This window comes from Ruegeria sp. BG5 (genome assembly GCF_056538425.1).
In genome coordinates this window covers 748,638-765,180 of record NZ_JBQFTC010000001.1, presented here as the reverse complement: position 1 = coordinate 765,180, position 16,543 = coordinate 748,638, and the positions used below count along the sequence as shown (strand labels likewise).

At 60.2% G+C, this 16,543-nt stretch carries 11 protein-coding genes and 1 pseudogene; all 12 read right to left on the bottom strand.

Annotation, left to right across the window (positions count from 1 at the left end):
• Positions 1 to 7: 7 nt before the first annotated feature.
• On the bottom strand, positions 8 to 316 hold the full coding sequence (locus ACR0KX_RS03545) for a PAAR domain-containing protein (RefSeq protein ID WP_170622533.1): 309 nt from the start codon (positions 314 to 316) through the stop codon (positions 8 to 10).
• Positions 317 to 318: 2 nt separating this feature from the next.
• Positions 319 to 930, bottom strand: a complete 612-nt coding sequence (locus ACR0KX_RS03540; protein ID WP_170622532.1) for a DUF6931 family protein — start codon at positions 928 to 930, stop codon at positions 319 to 321.
• Positions 931 to 943: 13 nt separating this feature from the next.
• On the bottom strand, positions 944 to 3,076 hold the full coding sequence (locus ACR0KX_RS03535; RefSeq protein ID WP_170622531.1) for a type VI secretion system tip protein TssI/VgrG: 2,133 nt from the start codon (positions 3,074 to 3,076) through the stop codon (positions 944 to 946).
• A 34-nt stretch (positions 3,077 to 3,110) separates the two neighbouring features.
• A complete protein-coding gene (locus ACR0KX_RS03530; RefSeq protein ID WP_480708388.1) occupies positions 3,111 to 6,035 on the bottom strand; it encodes a type VI secretion system contractile sheath domain-containing protein in 2,925 nt (974 codons plus the stop codon).
• Positions 6,036 to 6,845: 810 nt separating this feature from the next.
• A pseudogene (gene tssB / locus ACR0KX_RS03525) lies at positions 6,846 to 7,346 on the bottom strand (type VI secretion system contractile sheath small subunit); the annotation flags it as partial.
• Positions 7,339 to 8,196 carry an ion transporter gene (locus ACR0KX_RS03520; protein WP_170622529.1) on the bottom strand — a complete coding sequence of 286 codons (858 nt, stop codon included), beginning with the start codon at positions 8,194 to 8,196 and terminating at the stop codon, positions 7,339 to 7,341. The gene ACR0KX_RS03520 and the pseudogene tssB, both read right to left, overlap by 8 nt.
• 58 nt (positions 8,197 to 8,254) lie before the next feature.
• Positions 8,255 to 9,472 (bottom strand): hypothetical protein, encoded by a 1,218-nt coding sequence (locus ACR0KX_RS03515; RefSeq protein WP_170622528.1) that lies wholly within the window; start codon positions 9,470 to 9,472, stop codon positions 8,255 to 8,257.
• 61 nt (positions 9,473 to 9,533) lie between these two features.
• Positions 9,534 to 12,251 carry a type VI secretion system ATPase TssH gene (tssH, locus tag ACR0KX_RS03510; protein ID WP_170622527.1) on the bottom strand — a complete coding sequence of 906 codons (2,718 nt, stop codon included), beginning with the start codon at positions 12,249 to 12,251 and terminating at the stop codon, positions 9,534 to 9,536.
• 2 nt (positions 12,252 to 12,253) lie between these two features.
• Positions 12,254 to 13,324: a type VI secretion system baseplate subunit TssG gene (gene tssG / locus ACR0KX_RS03505; RefSeq protein ID WP_170622526.1), complete on the bottom strand. Its 1,071-nt coding sequence runs from the start codon at positions 13,322 to 13,324 to the stop codon at positions 12,254 to 12,256.
• On the bottom strand, positions 13,288 to 15,165 hold the full coding sequence (tssF, locus tag ACR0KX_RS03500) for a type VI secretion system baseplate subunit TssF (RefSeq protein WP_480707860.1): 1,878 nt from the start codon (positions 15,163 to 15,165) through the stop codon (positions 13,288 to 13,290). Before tssF ends, tssG begins: the two co-directional genes overlap by 37 nt.
• Positions 15,166 to 15,170: 5 nt before the next feature.
• Positions 15,171 to 15,665 carry a type VI secretion system baseplate subunit TssE gene (gene tssE, locus ACR0KX_RS03495; protein ID WP_170622524.1) on the bottom strand — a complete coding sequence of 165 codons (495 nt, stop codon included), beginning with the start codon at positions 15,663 to 15,665 and terminating at the stop codon, positions 15,171 to 15,173.
• Positions 15,658 to 16,479 carry a type VI secretion system accessory protein TagJ gene (locus ACR0KX_RS03490; protein ID WP_170622523.1) on the bottom strand — a complete coding sequence of 274 codons (822 nt, stop codon included), beginning with the start codon at positions 16,477 to 16,479 and terminating at the stop codon, positions 15,658 to 15,660. The genes tssE and ACR0KX_RS03490 overlap by 8 nt, the downstream gene beginning before the upstream one ends.
• Positions 16,480 to 16,543 lie beyond the last annotated feature (64 nt).

Genomic DNA, 16,543 nt, shown 5'->3' with positions numbered 1-16,543 from the left:
TTTGTCTTCATCCTCCGACCAGTACGGTAGGGCAGCACGGCGGTATGATAAGACCGCCACAGGCGCAATTATCTGTAACCCGCGCCGCAGGAAGCTTGCTGATCAGCACAGTTGCAGACCCTTTGACAATCGGATGCGGGAAAGCGGGCGTGGCCAGATCCGACATACGCGCCGCAGGCAGTTTGGACACCAGAACCGTAGGGCAGCAGGGCGGCATGATCGGCATCGGAACCGGCGCAGGAGGCGGCGGCGCTGGCGGCGGGGCCGGCAGCGTGCACAAATGCATGTCAGTGACGCGGGCTTGTGGAAATCCCATGTCTACTCCTTCGTCTCCAGACCGCCTTCCGTGCGGTCCAGCTTACCATTCCCACCCCGAGCAATATCGACGCCGCGATCAATCAGCAACTGCACATAGGCATCAAAGTCATCTTCGTGCATATCCATTGCAACAACATTCATCGCAAATGCCATAATCTCGGCCGCGCCGGGCGGCGCTGGCATGGTCGCCAGATCCCCCGTGCCCAGCGTTCCGTCCGAGTATAACACGCCCATCGCGCAATTGATGGTCTCGTCATCGGGTTCAGCCAGATCGATCGTCTCTTCGGCCTTTTCGCGGTTCTCGGGCGTCGGGCGGAACACCCACTCCTCAGACGCGGCCAATGCCGGTGTGTTGTTGTCCGGCGCTTCGCCGATATAATCGCGCGCGGCCAGACAGGACCACCAGACCCGTTCCCGCGCAGGCAAGGCAACGCCCAGCAGGCGCAATATGTCGACCACTGCGCCTTTTTCCTCTAGCTCGGTCAGCACCACGTCCAACGGCGCACTGGCGGGCGCGTCCAGCTTGGTGGCCAGCCGCGCATGGGCGTCCGCCAGCATCCGCGCAGCAGGGACCTGAGGCACCTTGGCCATTCCGGTAAATCTATCGCTCATCACTCGGCCCCCCTTAGTTGATCATCGTCAGGCCGCCCTTGAGGGTCAGCATGGCATCGCCATTTACCGTGGTCATCGGGCTTTTCGCATCAAGCTTGGCATTGGCCTGAACCTTGATCATCGTGCTTTTGATCGTGATGCTTGTCGGGTCCAGTTTGATCGATGAGCCACCAACCTTCAATTCGATCGACTTCATGGCGGTCATGGTGATCTTGCCCATTTTGGCATCGACCTTGATGTCCCCCATCTTGACCGTCGTGGATTTATCGCCCTGACTGACCTCGGTCGTCAGGTTGCCTTGCTTGATCGTCTCGGCATGGTTGCCCGTCACGGTGCGGGTGGACTTCCCTTCGATGGTTTCGGTCTGGTCGGTCTTGATACTGACTTTCTGGCTGCCGGTTTCGATGGTGAAGGTGTGATCGCCTTCCTTGATCGTCTCGTCCACGTTTTTCTTGACCACCTGGCTCAGACAGCCATCACCGCCATTGCCGCCCACATCCAGCTTGTCATAGCCGACCGTGATGGTGGACTTGTTCTTGACCAGTTTCTCGTGATCCTTCTGCGCCTGAAAGCGCACGAGTTCCTCGCCCTTCTTGTCCTCGAACATCAGCTCATTGAACATCTCGGCGCTACCGCCTTTCGAAGACCGCGTCTTGATGCCCGACTGGGTTTGATTGGCGGGCAGAGCGTAAGGCGGCATCGTATCGGCGTTATACAGCATACCGGTGCAGATCGGCCGATCCGGGTCGCCTTCTTCAAACTGAATCACAACCTCCTGCCCGATCCGGGGAATGCTGACCATGCCCCAGTTCTTGCCGGACCACGGGGTCACAACGCGGACCCAGCAGGTGGTGTTTTCGTCCTTCTTGCCTTCGCGGTCCCAATGGAACTGCACCTTGATGCGGCCATGCTTGTCGGTCCAAATCTCCTCACCGCTTTTGCCGGTGACAATCGCCGTGTGCAGACCCGAGATCTCGGGCCACGGCGTCGTCAGTGCCGAGCGATACTTGACCGATTTCGGCTGAGCGTCGAACTCGACCATGAACATCTCGCCGCTATCGTCGGGGAATTCCAGCGCACCGGTGTCCAGATCCTTTTCGTTCTTTTCGAACCCGTAACCTTCGGTGGTCTGCAGGTAATAAGTTGCGCCCGTGATCAGGTAATCATCGTTCTGATCCTTGTCAGGATGCTCCTTCAGCGTAAACGTCCGTCCGACCTCCATCGCGCGGACCGAGGCGCGCGCCCGGCGGCGGTCGAACCGGGCATCTTCAGCCTCCATCCGCACCTGAGCGCGCGTCGTGCCCAGTTTTGTTTCCTTGTAGTAATGCCCCGGCGCGTCATACAGCTCATGGCTTTTATGGTTGTGCGTGGCCTTGGTCTTGGTATTTGCCCGCACTTCCAGCTTGGCGTTGGGTGTATTGAAATCGAAATCCCGCAGCGACACGACACCCGGCACGATCTGCTGGGAACTGGCCCACTCGGACACGCAATCCGACAGGCGCTGCTTGTAATCGTCACCCGGGCGGTATTCGACCGACGAGTCCCCTTCAATCGGTTTGTGGGCCGAGACATCGTCGCACAGCACCAGCGTCTCAAGCTTGTCTTCTGCCTTTGAGTAGTCGAAGTAGTAATAGATGCCCTCTTCCTGCATCAGGCGCGAGATAAAGTCGAAATCCGTCTCGCGATACTGCACGCAATATTCGCGTGGCTGATAAGTCGCGCTGAGGCTTTTCTTGAAGTCGGAGAACCCGTATTCGCCAAAGATCTGCTCGATGATCTGCACGGCAGTCTTTTCCTGAAAGATGCGGCTGTCAGTGGTCTGATCCAGCATCCAGAACCAGGGGCGCAGTTCGACCAGCAGCTGCACGAACCCGTCCCGCAGCGCCAGGCGCTCGACCCGCACGATGGTACCGGTAAACTTGCGCTCGGCCCCTTCTGCGGCAGCCATATGGATGGTCATGATCTTGCCCAGCAGCTTGTCCAGCGCGATGGACTTGTCAGGCGAAAGCACCTCGACCTGAATATCCGTCAACTCGCCCAGCTGTTCGGTCACGATGGCGCGGCGGATGACCAACTCATCCTCGTCATACGTATATGACCCGGTGATCCGAAGCGGCCATTCCTTGCTTTGCAAACTCTCAGCCATTTACCGTTCCTTCCACATCTTGTTCGCCATGCCGTCACAGATCAGCCAGCAAGGCAGCCAGTTCCGGGTCCATTTCTTCGTCGTCTTCTTCATCGTCGTCGTCATCGCCAAACCCGGACAGGAAATCGTCCAGATCGCTGGAGTCACCATCGCCCAGATCCAGATCAAAATCGTCGGTCCCAAGATCCAGCGCATCATCGCCGCCCAGATCGAGATCATCCGAGTCGTCGCCACCCAGATCCAGATCGAAATCATCCACATCAGGCGTTTCTTCTGCCTCGGGCTCGGGCGGCACATCGGGCGAGGGTTCCGGCACCGGCACGCCGGTCCACGGCCCCAGAATTTCCTGCCCGGCCACCGAGTTGAACGAACCCAGCCGGATTTCATCGCGACCCTTGACCGACAGCACCGGCATATAGCCGCGCTGGACCGAATGTTCGTGTTTGTCCAGCGTGATATTGCGTTCCGTGCAAGGCAGCGCCACCTGATCGCCATAACGGTCATTGACATAGTGATAGGGTATGCCCCCAAGGCTCATGACCGAGCCAAGTTTCATCGCCTTGCCATTCTGTTTGAAGGACCGCGCCAGCAGGATCGTCACCAGAACCGCCGGGTTGGCCCAGAGCATGCCGCGCAGGCCCTCGGTCTCGGTGAATTCCTCGAAGTCGAACTCGTAGATCGGTTCCGACTTGGCGCCATAGGGCCGGCGCAGCAGGAACCGGGGTGAGGCCAGACCCACATGCCCCGCCTCGGGCATGGCGCGGAATGTATCCCAGGCTTTGACCACCAGCGGGTGCCGGTCCTCTTTCTTGATGTCCAGATACGCCGGGGTAATGGCGCTGAGGAAGGGTGCATCCACATGGGCCGCGACCCGACCGATCCGGCCCAGCAGCTCGGCATGGGGCGGCGTTTCCTCGAACGTATAAAGCCCGATCATCGCCGAATATCCGCCGCGCCCGTTTTCCTCATCCAGCGGTTCTTCGGTCAGCAACCGCACCAGACCGGTCTTGGCCAGATCCTCTTCGGCGGCCAGATCGGCAGCGATTTCCTCGGCGGACACATCATACAGGATCACATCCAGCGTATCGTCATCCTCGACGCTGCGGGCAATCAGATCGAGGCTGCGCCATTGCGCCTCGACCGACTGGAATTCCGGGTGATGCAGCACCATCCGCATCGCCGCACTCAGCGCCTCATCCACCGCCGTCTGCATGGCGCTCACGTCCGGGCTGGGCAGCTTGCGGATATGCGGGCCGACCACCCGTTTCAGCAGATCATCCACCGGCGAGGCTTGCGCCAATTCGCCCGAGGTATCGCCGATCAGCTTCTGAAAATCGCTGAGTTTCAGGTCGGCGCGCACCGTATTGCCGCCCGAAGTCTTGCGCGGCGGCACCACCGCCTGCCCAAATTCCTCACCCCAGGCAATCAACTGCTTGGCAGCATGATCTGCCGTCGCACCCGAACTTAGCTGGCTTTTCAGGCCCGACAGCCCGTCGAACAACTCGACCTTTTCATAAAGCTCATCGGGGTGCAGGTCGTCCAATTCGTTCAGCTTGACCTCGATCCCGGCCCCGTCCTTACCAATCGGCAGCACCAGCGTTGTGGCAAAGCTTTCGATCACATCCTCGACCGTATCGGGGTCCAGCAGGATCGGTTTGCGCGCGGCCAACGCGTCCCCAGTTTCGATCTGCCCGCGCGCCGAACGGCCCGAGAAATCGCCGAATATGGCAATCCGGAATCGCGTACGCCTGAGACGTTCCGGGTCCGGCCGATCCGCGCTCATCCGCCCAAAGGCAAGCTGCGGTTCGCCTGATTGCTCGGCTCCTTCCGTGTCGGGCGCGGCCTCCCCCGATTCCCCGCTTTCCGTATCATCGCCGCTCAGCAGATCGTCGAGGTCCAGATCCAGATCATCAGCCGTTTCGGAGTCATCCCCCGCCGGCGTGTCATCATTGAACAAATCATCCAGATCGAGGTCCAAGTCGTCAGCATCACCCTCGGTCGTGTCTTTATCATCCTCGGACGGCGTATCGTCATCGAACAAATCGTCCAGATCGAGGTCCAGATCGTCCGCGTCATCCTCGGCCGTGTCGGCGTCATCATCGGACGATGCGTCATCACTCAGCAGGTCGTCCAGATCGAGATCCAGGTCGTCCGCATCATCCTCCGCCGTGTCGACGTCATCACCGGACGGAGCATCGTCACTCAGCAAGTCGTCCAGATCGAGATCCAGGTCGTCCGCGTCATTCTCCGCCGTGTCGGCATCATCATCGGACGGAGCATCATCACTCAGCAGGTCGTCCAGATCGAGATCCAAATCGTCGGCATCATTCTCAGTCTCTTCTTCGCTCTCAGTGTCGCTGGTCAGATCGCCCAGCACATCGTCGAGCGTATCACCGTCGTCGGTATCCTCTTGTGGCGCGGCGTCGGAGAGATCGCCCAATATGTCATCCAACTCATCCAGCTCATCTTCGGCGTCCACCTCAGGCATTGCCGCAAGGACGTCGTCCGCAGATGTACCTTCCTCGTCCTCAGGAGCAGCGTCGGCCAGATCGCCCAATAGATCATCCAGATCGGTTTCGTCTTCAGTCACGTCTTCCGGCGCAGCATCCGCAAGTTCACCCAGAATGTCGTCCGAACCGTCCTCTACCTCGGCAGCTTCAACCTCCGGAACGGTCGCAAGGACATCATCGGCTGACGTATCCTCTTCGTCCTCAGGAGCAGCGTCGGCCAGATCACCGAGCAAATCGTCCAGATCGGTGTCGTCTTCCGTTTCCTCAGGCGCGGCATCCGCCAGGTCGGACAGAATACCCGAGTTGTCTTCCTCGATCGTTTCCGGCGCATCAGGGATCGAGGACAGCGCGTCTTCAACCTCGGCACCGGCGTCAGCCTCTTCCGGGGCCGCATCCGCCAGTTCTGACAGAATATCGTCGCTTTGGTCGCCTTCCTCTGCTGCCTCCATTTCAGGCAAGGATGAAAGGGCGTCGTCCACGGATTGATCTTGGGGAGTATCCTCGGGGGCTGCGTCGGCAAGACCGGCCAGAACATCGCCGGATGAGTCTTCATCCTCGGGCAGGTCAATCTCGGGCAGGGACGACAGGGCGTCATCCGTCGCCGTGTCAGCGGCCTGCTCAGCGGGTGCGGCATCGGCGAGGTCAGCAAGAACATCCGCCGAACCGTCCTCCTCCTCCGAAATCTCAACCTCGGGGATTGAGGACAGGGCATCCGCGACCGAGGTATCCTCGGGCGTGTCCGTCGGAGCGGCCTCGGCCAAATCGGCCAGAACATCTGCCGAACCGTCCGCCTCTTCCGAAATCTCAACCTCGGGGATCGAGGACAGGGCGTCCGCTACCGAGGTATCCTCAGGCGTGCCCGTCGGAGCGGCCTCAGCCAAATCGGCTAGAACGTCTGCCAAATCGTCCGCCTCTTCCGACGTCTCAACCTCGGGGATCGAGGACAGGGCGTCCGCGACCGATGTATCCTCAAGCGTGTCAGCCGGGGCAGCATCGGCCAAATCGGCAAGAACATCCGCCGAGACGTCCGCCTCTTCCGACGCCTCTACCTCGGGGATCGAGGACAGGGCGTCTGCGACCGATGTATCCTCGGGCGCATCGTCCGGAGCCGCTGCTGCCAGTCCCGACAGGATGTCATCGGACTGATCCTGTTCCTCAGCAGTTTCCGTCTCGGGCAGCGAGGCCAGCGCATCCTCGACAGACGTATCTTCGTGCGCGTCCTCGGGGGCAGCGTCGCGCAGGGCATCCAGCGTGGCCTGACTGTCCTGCTCGGGCACCGGGCTGTTGGCCAGCGCGCCCAATAGCGCCGGGTCGGCCAGGATCTTTTCGATCAAGGCCTCAGCACCGGTTTTGCCGTCCATATAGGCCATCAGCGTGGACAATTGGGTCCGCGCCTCAAGCAGCTTGCGCAGCGGCTCGATCTTTGAGGCGATCTGGGCCGGGGTGAAATCGGCCATCTTTTCAAAGGTCAGATCAACGGCCAGATTGCCCTCGCCGGTCAGCGTGTTGGGCACGGCAAATTCGACCCGCGGGGCCATGGCCTTCATGCGGTCGTCGAAATTATCGACATCGATCTCAAGGAACTTGCGGTCCGACACCGACGGCGTTTCCACGGTGGATTTGCCGGACAGGTCGCTCATCACGCCCATGACAAAGGGTAGCTGAACCTTTTTCTCGGCCCCGTAAAGCTCGACATCATATTCAATCTGAACGCGGGGCGCGCGGTTGCGCGCGATGAATTTCTGGGAACTGTCAGCCATTGTTCTGCCCTTTTAAGTCGGCCACTTCACGGCGCAGGGCCCGGACCTCTTCCAGCAGTTCCTTAACGCGCTCATCGACGATATCCGTCTCGCTGCGCACCAGTTCGCGCAGATGTGAGAATTCTTCGACCGACTCGTCCTCGACCGCCGACTGCATGGTGTTGACCAGCAGACCGATGAACAGGTTCAGTACCGAAAACGCGGTGATGACGATGAAGGGCACAAAGAAGATCCAGGCGGTCGGGTGCGTCTCCATCACCGGGCGCACGATGCCCATCGACCAGCTTTCCAGCGTCATGATCTGGAACAGGGAATAGAGCGAGCGGCCCAGCGTGCCGAACCATTCCGGGAAGTCGGGGCCATACATCAGCGTCGCCATGACCGCGAAGACATAGAACACGATCGAGATCATGATGATCACCGCCCCCATGCCGGGCAGTGCGTCCAGCAATGCCTGAACCACGGCGCGCATCTGCGGGATGACCGACAACAGGCGCATCGCGCGGATAACGCGCAGCCCCCGCAGGGCGGACAGACCATCGCGGTTGGGCAACAGGCCCAGGGTCACGACCACCAGGTCAAAGATATTCCATGCGTTTTTGAAGAAACTCAGACGATAGGCGTAAAACTTGACCAGCAGCTCGGCCACAAAAACGCCCAGCACGATCTTGTCGATCACCACAAGAACATCGCCGATGCTGGATTGGATTGACGCGGACGTGGACAGGCCCAGCGTGATCGCGTTGAAGATGATCACGCCCAGAATGGTGTTGGTCACGGCCTTGCGCTCGACAAATTCGCGCGCGGTGTCGCGGAGCGTTTCGCTCTTCTCGATACCGGTCTCCAACACGCCCTCCTGTCACATAGGCACCGGGCGCAGCATCCTGCACCCGGCGCGTGTTTTTGTCTTAGCCGACGACGTCGCTAATGCCTTCAACCAGAGTAATGACACCCTTGACCGAGGTCACCATCTCTTTGGCCTCTTTCAGGACGGTCATTTTGTCCAGTTTCTTCAGCTTGTCGATGATGGCGGTGTCATCCACCTTCAGACCGTTGCCTTCCATCAGCGCTTCCATTTCGGCCAGGAACTTCTGACGTTCTTCCAGCTTGGCGGCCATGGCGCTGGCCTCACGCTTGACGGCCATACATTCGGCGCCCAGCTTGATGCCTTCCTTCAGCGTTTTCTGGGATTTCGCGGCCTTCATCAGCTTGTCAGCGGCCTTGCCCAGCGAATCCACCTTTTGACGGGTCTTGGTGGTGTGCTCCCGGTACAGCTTGCGCTTTTTGTCCGAATCCTTCTGGTAGGACTGATAGCCCTTGATCGCAAAATCCATGATGTCCTTGGCGATGGCCTTCGGATCGCGGCCCTTGGTCACCTCGTCGCCCATGGCAACGGCCTTGGCGGTGAACTTCTTGATCGCTTCCATCGGCTTTTTGACCGAAATCCCCGACGTGTCGGTGATCCCCTGCCGTTCCGCCGCCTGCATGATCGAAGTACCGCGCAGCGTGATATATTTCTGGATCGCGCTGTACAGATCCTTGCGCAGCGCCTCTTCCCCCTTCAATTGCTGCTGAACCTCTTTGCCCAGATCATACACCTGCTTGACGATGGTCTTGTAGGCCATGACATCTGCGCCCGAGGTCGCCACCAGCCGGGTGATTGCGGTGCCGATCTTGATCACACCTGCGGTCACTTTCAGCGTGGTCTTGACCCGCGCCTCTTTCAGCAGCTTGTCTTTGTTGGCTTCGACCTTGATCTGCTTTTCGATCGCAACATTGGCCGCCCCTTCCGCAGACCTCAGCGCGTTCAAGATCATCTGGTTGGTCGCCTGGATCATCTTCTCGGCTTCAGCCTGAGCTTTCGGACCCGGCGTTTTCATCAGCTCGCCGACTTTCTTGTCGAGCTTGACCGCCTCTTGTGTGATGACCTTCTCGTAGCGTTCCAGCTCTTTCATGCCGGTCGCTTCAAGACGCTTCAGCGTGGTCGACGGGACCGGACCCTTGGCGGTGACGTCGAATTTGACGTCAACGCGGTAGCTGGGAATTTCGATATATTCCAGTTTGGGTTTCGACCGGATCAGATCGACGACATAGAATTTGTGGGATGTAACTTCTTTCTTGGCCATTTCAGCGTTCCTCCGCTATCGGGATTTTCTAGTTCCAGTTGCCCTTGTATTCAGGTCCCGCTCAGTCAAACCCATAAGTGAAGTCGCCGTCTGTGACATCGATCACGACTTTGGCAACTTCTTCGCCCTCCATCATTCTTTTTAGGAATTCAGCCGAAATATCCGGCAGCATTGTATTGGTTACGATCGCATCGATCATACGACCACCGCTATCCAGCTCCTGACAGCGGTTGACGATCTCGTCCACCACGGCGTCGGTGTATTCGAACGGCACGCCATGCGCGGATTCGACCCGCTTCTTGATTCGGCCCAGCTGCAGCTTGGTGATCTCGCCCAGCATTTCGGGGCTGAGCGGATAATAGGGAATTGTCACCAAACGTCCCAACAGCGCCGGCGGGAAGACTTTCAGCAGCGGATCGCGCAGCGCCTTGGCCATGCCTTCGGGATCGGGCATCAGGTCCGGGTCGGCGCACATATCCATGATCATCTCGGTACCAACATTCGAAGTCAGCAGGATCAGCGTGTTCTTGAAGTCGATCACGCGGCCTTCGCCATCCTCCATGACGCCTTTGTCGAAGACCTGGAAAAAGATCTCGTGCACATCCGGATGGGCCTTTTCGACCTCGTCCAGCAGTACCACCGAATACGGCTTGCGCCGCACCGCTTCGGTCAGCACACCGCCCTCGCCATATCCGACATAGCCCGGAGGGGCGCCTTTCAGGCTGCTGACGGTGTGCGCCTCCTGATATTCGGACATGTTGATGGTGATGACGTTCTGTTCACCGCCATAGAGAACTTCGGCCAGAGCCAGCGCGGTTTCGGTTTTGCCGACGCCACTGGTGCCTGCCAGCATGAAGACCCCGATGGGTTTGTTCGGATTGTCCAGCCCCGCGCGGCTGGTCTGAACGCGCTTGGCGATCATTTTCATCGCATGATCCTGACCAATCACACGTTGGGCCAGACGGGTTTCCAGATTCAGAATGGTCTCGATCTCGTCCTTGACCATGCGGCCAACCGGGATACCGGTCCAGTCACCGACCACGCTGGCCACCGCCTGATGATCTACGATGGGTAGAATCAGCGGGCTGTCGCCTTGTACCTCTTCCAGTTCGGCATTCTTCGCTTTCAACTCAGCCAACAGAGCCTCACGGTCGATGGGCTGAGCGTCTGGCGCTTCCTCGGTCGCGGCTTCGCCTTCGGCGGTGCCGGTGCCTTCGACCTCTTGCCCGCCTGCGCGCAGCTTGGCCCGCAGCTCGAGGATTTCTTCGACCACCTTTTTCTCGGTCTCCCAACGCCCGTTGAGTTCGGCCAGCCGCGCCTCTTCCGCCTCTTTCGCGGCATTCACGGCCTCGCGCCGGTCTGCGACGTCATAGCCTGCGGTCTCATCGCGTTCGATGATCTCCAACTCGGTGGTCAAAGCCTCAATCCGCCGCTGGCTGTCATCCACCTCGGCCGGAACAGCGTGCTGAGATACCGCGACCCGCGCACAGGCCGTATCCAGCAGGCTCACCGATTTGTCCGGCAATTGACGCGCGGGGATGTAGCGCGCGGACAGAGTAACCGCCGCTTCGATCCCCTCGTCCAGCACCTGCACGCGATGGTGTTTTTCCAGCATCGAGGCGATGCCGCGCATCATCAGAACCGCCTTTGGGATATCGGGTTCTTCCACATGCACCACCTGAAAACGGCGGGTCAGGGCCGGGTCTTTCTCGATGTATTTTTTGTACTCGGCCCATGTGGTCGCGCCGATAGTGCGCAGCGTGCCCCGCGCCAGCGCCGGTTTCAGCAGGTTGGCCGCATCGCCGGTTCCGGCGGCACCCCCTGCACCAACCAATGTGTGCGTTTCGTCAACAAACATCACAATCGGCGTCGGGCTGGCCTGAACCTCATCAATCACCTGACGCAGACGGTTTTCGAACTCGCCCTTCATGGACGCGCCCGCTTGCAGCAGGCCCACATCCAACACCAAAAGGCGCACATCTTTCAGCGCGGGCGGCACGTCACCACGAGCGATCCGCAGCGCGAAACCTTCGACCACAGCCGTTTTACCAACACCCGCCTCACCGGTCAGGATCGGGTTGTTCTGACGACGGCGCATCAGAACATCGACGATCTGGCGGATTTCTTCGTCACGACCCACGATGGGATCGATCTCACCGTTACGGGCCTGTTCGGTCAGGTCGGTGCAGAACTGCTCCAGCGCCTCGCCCTTGCCCATCGCGCCGGGGGCCATCGCGCCGCTGGCCTCACCGGGTTCCGCTCCGCCACCCACGTTAGAGCCGTCCTGCGCGCCCAGCGTATCCTCGGGCGAGCCATCGGTGGCCTCACCAAAGCTGTCGGCCAGATCATCGGCACCGATCTTCGCCAGTTCCGGCGACATGCTGGCCAGAATGTTGCGCAGCGCGGGCGTCTTGAGCATGCCCAAAATCAGATACCCGGTGCGCACTTTGCTGTCGGAATACAGCAGCGAGCCCCAGACCCAGCCGCGCTCCATCGCGTCCATCAGATGATCGCTAAGATCTGAGATCGAGGACGCCCCGCGCGGCAGCATGTCCAGACTGCGCGTAAGTTCCGAGGCGATCTTACCCGGATCCAGATCGTAATGCTGAATGATGCGGTGAATGTCGCTGTCCTGACCGTTCAGGATCTGATGCAGCCAATGCTGGATCTCGACATACGGATTGCCCCGCATCTTGCAGAACACGGTGGCCCCTTCAATGGCCTGATAGCCCAGCTTGTTCAGCTTGCCGAATAGCGACACACGGCTGATTTCCGTCATCTTCAATACCTCTCGCTGTGGGCCAGTTCTTCGGCCTCGAATTCTTGTGTTACGTAACCGGGATACAGAATCAGATCATCCGCGTCCGGGCGGTTTTTGTCAGGGTCATCGCGGGTGCGGATCCAGCTGGTATGGCCCAGCTGTGTGGTTCCGCCCAGCGATGCGCGCGGCACCTCGTCGCCGGCCAGCACCAGATTGACCTCCCAATCCAGCGTATCTCCCGCATAGGTGCGCAGAATCGACTCCAACCTTTCTTGCGACACGCCGCCGGGCAGAAGACGCTTGTAATCCTCAAGCGACAGAGGCCCGATGCGAACACGGAACTTGGCCGAGCGTGACCAGACCCGGTTGCCAATGCTGGTCGATTGACCCAGCCGCGCAGGCCCGCCCAATTGCCATGTGTCATCCGGTTCCAGCTCCAACCAAGAGCCGATGAATTGCTGCACATGGGCCTCGACCCCGAAATAGTCGGAGATGATCGCGATCAGACCCTCGACCGTCTTGGTCCCCGATCCCAGATGCCCCGCAAAAAAGCGGCGCAGCATGTCGGGCATCGCGTCGCGGTCGCTGAAATCAGCGCCCTTGAAGCCGGCCAAGGCCGCCACACGCTGTTCGAACGGGTCATCACCCCGGTCAAAACTGGGGGCCGGTTCCGCCGCGGCCCACGCACGATAGAGCAAGCTCATCATCCGGTGGGTCAACATGTCGGCAAAGGCGACAAAGGTCGGGTCGCGGTGGTTGCGCTGCCGGTCACGAGCGAACTCGGTCAGGTGCAGCGGCATCGGACCTTGCGGGCCGAAGAAGCCGAAGAACAGATTGTTCAGCTTGCCCGGAGCCGCATCCGTCGCCGGTTCAAACCGCGTCAGTGTGGTGGGTGGAAAGGCCAGCGAGACATCCTGCCCCAGACGCACGCGATCCTCGCGCGGGCGGCGCGATTCCCCCAGACGCGGCGCATCGGCATAATGCGCTTCGATCACCCGCAACGCCTGAAAGACATGATGTCTCTCAGGGTCGGCCGCAAGCGCGGCAAGCAGGCTCAGATGATCCTGCCCAGTCCGGCTGCCGGTCGCCATCTGGCAATCTCTCCTCGTCGTTCGGTTTTCAGAACGGTTTCCGTGAAACTGTTGATCGTGGTGTATTTGCGGAAGAACCTTTCGAGCACCGCGCCCAGCACGTAAACGCTGGTGCCTTCGTAAAAGCTTTCGTCAAAGCCCAGCGTGATTTCCAGACCCCGCACGGCGGTGCTGAGCACCTCGTCGCTCATGCGGCGCACAATGGGGCGGCTGGTGACCGAGACCACGCCATCCAACTGCTTTTCCGTCACGCGGTTGCCCAGGGGGGCGTAAATACCCAGAAGCTCGCGCAACGCCCCTGCCCCGCCTTCCTTGCCGTCGCCCGCGATGGACAGGTAGTTGAGGCTCAGGTGGCTGATCAGCTTCCACGCCGCATCGCCTTGCGCCAACGTTGCATGAGGGCGCGTTGGCGTGACCGGGGTGCGCACCGATTTAACCGGCCCGCCATCGGGCAGGTGGAACACATCGTCGCCGCCCGCCGCCAGCAGCATGGGCAGGTCACGGTTCGAACATAAGGCTTCAACTGCCAACTGATCCAGCGATCCGGGATAGGGGGCCTGCGCCCGATCCACCAAGGTCAGGTAGACCTCGGACCCCAGATACGAGGTTCGCACCCCGCGCAGACGCTCTTTTTCATTGCGCTGCCGCATCCGCCGTTTGACGGTGTAATAGGCCGAGTGATTGTCGCCCGCCGCCGTCAGATCGGTGTCGCTGTAGAAGGGTCGGAAAGGAATATCTCCTTCCTCTTCAGACTGGATACCGGTCACACGCTCGATCGAGAAAATCTCGTAATCCAACCCCGCCGTCCGGTTCGGCACCACGTGGTGCTGGGTGTCCATCTGGGTGATATGCACACGGTCGCAGCGGCGGTGAAACAGGTTCACGGCAGGCACCGCATTCAGCGAAAACGCCGCAGGTGTGACCGCAGGGGCCACGTCGCGCATACCATCTTTCAGCAGGATGTAGATATCGACATCCGTCCCCGCCGATTGCCTGAGCGCGGGTTTCAGCCCGGTCAGTTCCACAAACAGGAACCGTTCCGGCATGGCGAAATATTCCTGCAACAGGCGATAGCCGTCGAAAGACTGGCGCGGGGTCGGCAACAGCGCCTCGTCCGGTTCGAACCCTTTGGGCACCACATCCGCGTCGGTCAGGCGCGTCGTCCAGTCGGCGCGGCGGTCGGTGGAACGCCCGGTCAGACCAACGCATTGGGTGGCCAGCAATTCGTGCAGCGCCCAGGGTTTGCCGCTTTGCGTGTCGAGATGCAGCACAAGGCTGTCCATCTCAAGCTCAGCCATCGGCTCGCCATCGGTTCGGTTCAGCCGCAACCGGATGCCCGCGCGGGCGTCGGTGTCGCGGGCCACACCGGCGGCCACCAGCTCTCCGCGACCGTCGATATATTCCGCCTCGGAAATCTCGATAGGCCAAAGTGTCAGGTCCGATGCGGTCGAAAACTCACAGGCCGTCTGTTCCCCTTCGGCCAGACGCGCCCGCAGGGTGGACCCCCGGGCAATCGGATACCCCTCTTTCAGCGCGGCGTTGCCCACGTCCGGCTCAAGCTGCGCGATCATCATCGACGGCGTCGGGGCCAGATAATGCGGGTAAACAATCTCGAGCAGGTTCGAGGTGAAGGTCGGGAACTGCATCTCCAGTTCCAACTGCACCCGCGCGGCCAGAAAGGCGCTGCCTTCCAGCAGACGCTCGACATAGGGATCGACAACTTCGATCCCCTCCATGCCCAGCCGCGAGGCGATCTTGGGATAGGCACTGGCAAACTCGGCCCCCATTTCCCGCAGAAAGGCCAGTTCGGTTTCGTAATGTTTCAGCAGTCGCGTATCCATGGCGTCTAACTCCGCTCAATCGCGACTTCGCCGGTGGTCACATCGACCCGGCTGCGCAGATAGAGTTCCAGCGGCATCGGCTGTGCCCACATCACGGCGCGGATGTCGAATTCGACATGCATCTCGCCCGAGCGGTTTTCCGACCGCAGATCAACCGCGACCGAACCTTTCACGATCCGGGGTTCGAACACCTCAATCGAATCCGCAATGGATTTCCGGATGCGCTGCGCCTGCCTCAGGGTCGAAAACGCGCCCGAGGTTTCGCGAATGCCGTAGTTCAACACGGATTTCGACGCGTAGGGATAAACATCTTCGTCGATCAGATCGGACTGATCGGTGGTATTAAGCAACATGGACAAATCGCGCTGGATAATCTCTCGCAGACGGCCAACATCGATGACACGTGCATCGCGCCCTTCTTTCTTCTGATCCGGAGCGTTATCGGTCAGCCGATCCAGAAGCGAAGGCTGCAATCGTTCGGCAAGTGTCTTTTCAGCCATCTCCTGCCGCTTCCTCGGCCTCCACGGCGACGTCCAGTACCAGTTCGCGAATATCCAACAATGCGACGTCAGATTTATCTGTCGCCAACAATCGCTGTCCAAGGCCGACAAAAGTATCCGCGCCGGCATCAGCCCAGCTTGTCGCCCGTGCCAGACGCGCCGCATCGTCGCCCTGTTCGGTGGTGCCGGCATAGCGCGTCGGGATCAGTGCCGCGACCTCGCCGCCGCTGGCGACGGTCAGCGTGCACGCGGTCCAGACCGCGTCGCGCAAATCACTGGGGGGATCGATGTCCAAGCGGACGATCTGTGCAAAGGGCAGCCAGAAGTAACGGCCGTTCACGATCACTTCCAACACCGGTCCCAGACGCATGTCTGCATCGGCAATCCATTCGAACGCCTCACCGTTCACAGTGCCCGAGGTTGCCGGGGCGGCGTCGAAGGCACGCCCGCGCATCTCGGCGGCCTGATCAAAGTGCCCCCCTGCGGTCAGCTTCTGCGCTTCGATCAGATGGGCCAGCCATTCCTGCGGCTCGCCAAAAATCATCGGGGTCTTTTCCCCCGCAAACACCTTTTCGCGATAGACCTCGCAGATGATCGCCTCGCGATAGGTTTTGGCCATCATCGTGGCCGCTTCATCCATCTCGGCGCTCAGCTTCAGCTGGGTGATCGCGCGCTTCCAGTCGCCCATAACACAGAGCAGCTGAAACAGAAAAATCCGCAGCTTGGCATCTGCGGGATTGGCGCGGATCTTGTCTTGCAGAGTGGCCAGCGTGGCCGCCAGATCGCCTGATTTAAGATGCTCTTCCGGCGTCATGTAACCCTCGCGCTGTCAGGATGGTAAAAATGCGTAAAGGCCCCGGCAGCCCACGCCGCCGGGA

Coding starts and splice junctions, on each gene's coding strand:
- ACR0KX_RS03545 (WP_170622533.1), bottom strand. CDS start 316: ATGGGATTTCCACAAGCCCGCGTCACTGACATGCATTTGTGCACGCTG.
- ACR0KX_RS03540 (WP_170622532.1), bottom strand. CDS start 930: ATGAGCGATAGATTTACCGGAATGGCCAAGGTGCCTCAGGTCCCTGCT.
- ACR0KX_RS03535 (WP_170622531.1), bottom strand. CDS start 3,076: ATGGCTGAGAGTTTGCAAAGCAAGGAATGGCCGCTTCGGATCACCGGG.
- ACR0KX_RS03530 (WP_480708388.1), bottom strand. CDS start 6,035: ATGGAGGCAGCAGAGGAAGGCGACCAAAGCGACGATATTCTGTCAGAA.
- ACR0KX_RS03515 (WP_170622528.1), bottom strand. CDS start 9,472: ATGGCCAAGAAAGAAGTTACATCCCACAAATTCTATGTCGTCGATCTG.
- tssH (WP_170622527.1), bottom strand. CDS start 12,251: ATGACGGAAATCAGCCGTGTGTCGCTATTCGGCAAGCTGAACAAGCTG.
- tssG (WP_170622526.1), bottom strand. CDS start 13,324: ATGGCGACCGGCAGCCGGACTGGGCAGGATCATCTGAGCCTGCTTGCC.
- tssF (WP_480707860.1), bottom strand. CDS start 15,165: ATGGATACGCGACTGCTGAAACATTACGAAACCGAACTGGCCTTTCTG.
- tssE (WP_170622524.1), bottom strand. CDS start 15,665: ATGGCTGAAAAGACACTTGCCGAACGATTGCAGCCTTCGCTTCTGGAT.
- ACR0KX_RS03490 (WP_170622523.1), bottom strand. CDS start 16,479: ATGACGCCGGAAGAGCATCTTAAATCAGGCGATCTGGCGGCCACGCTG.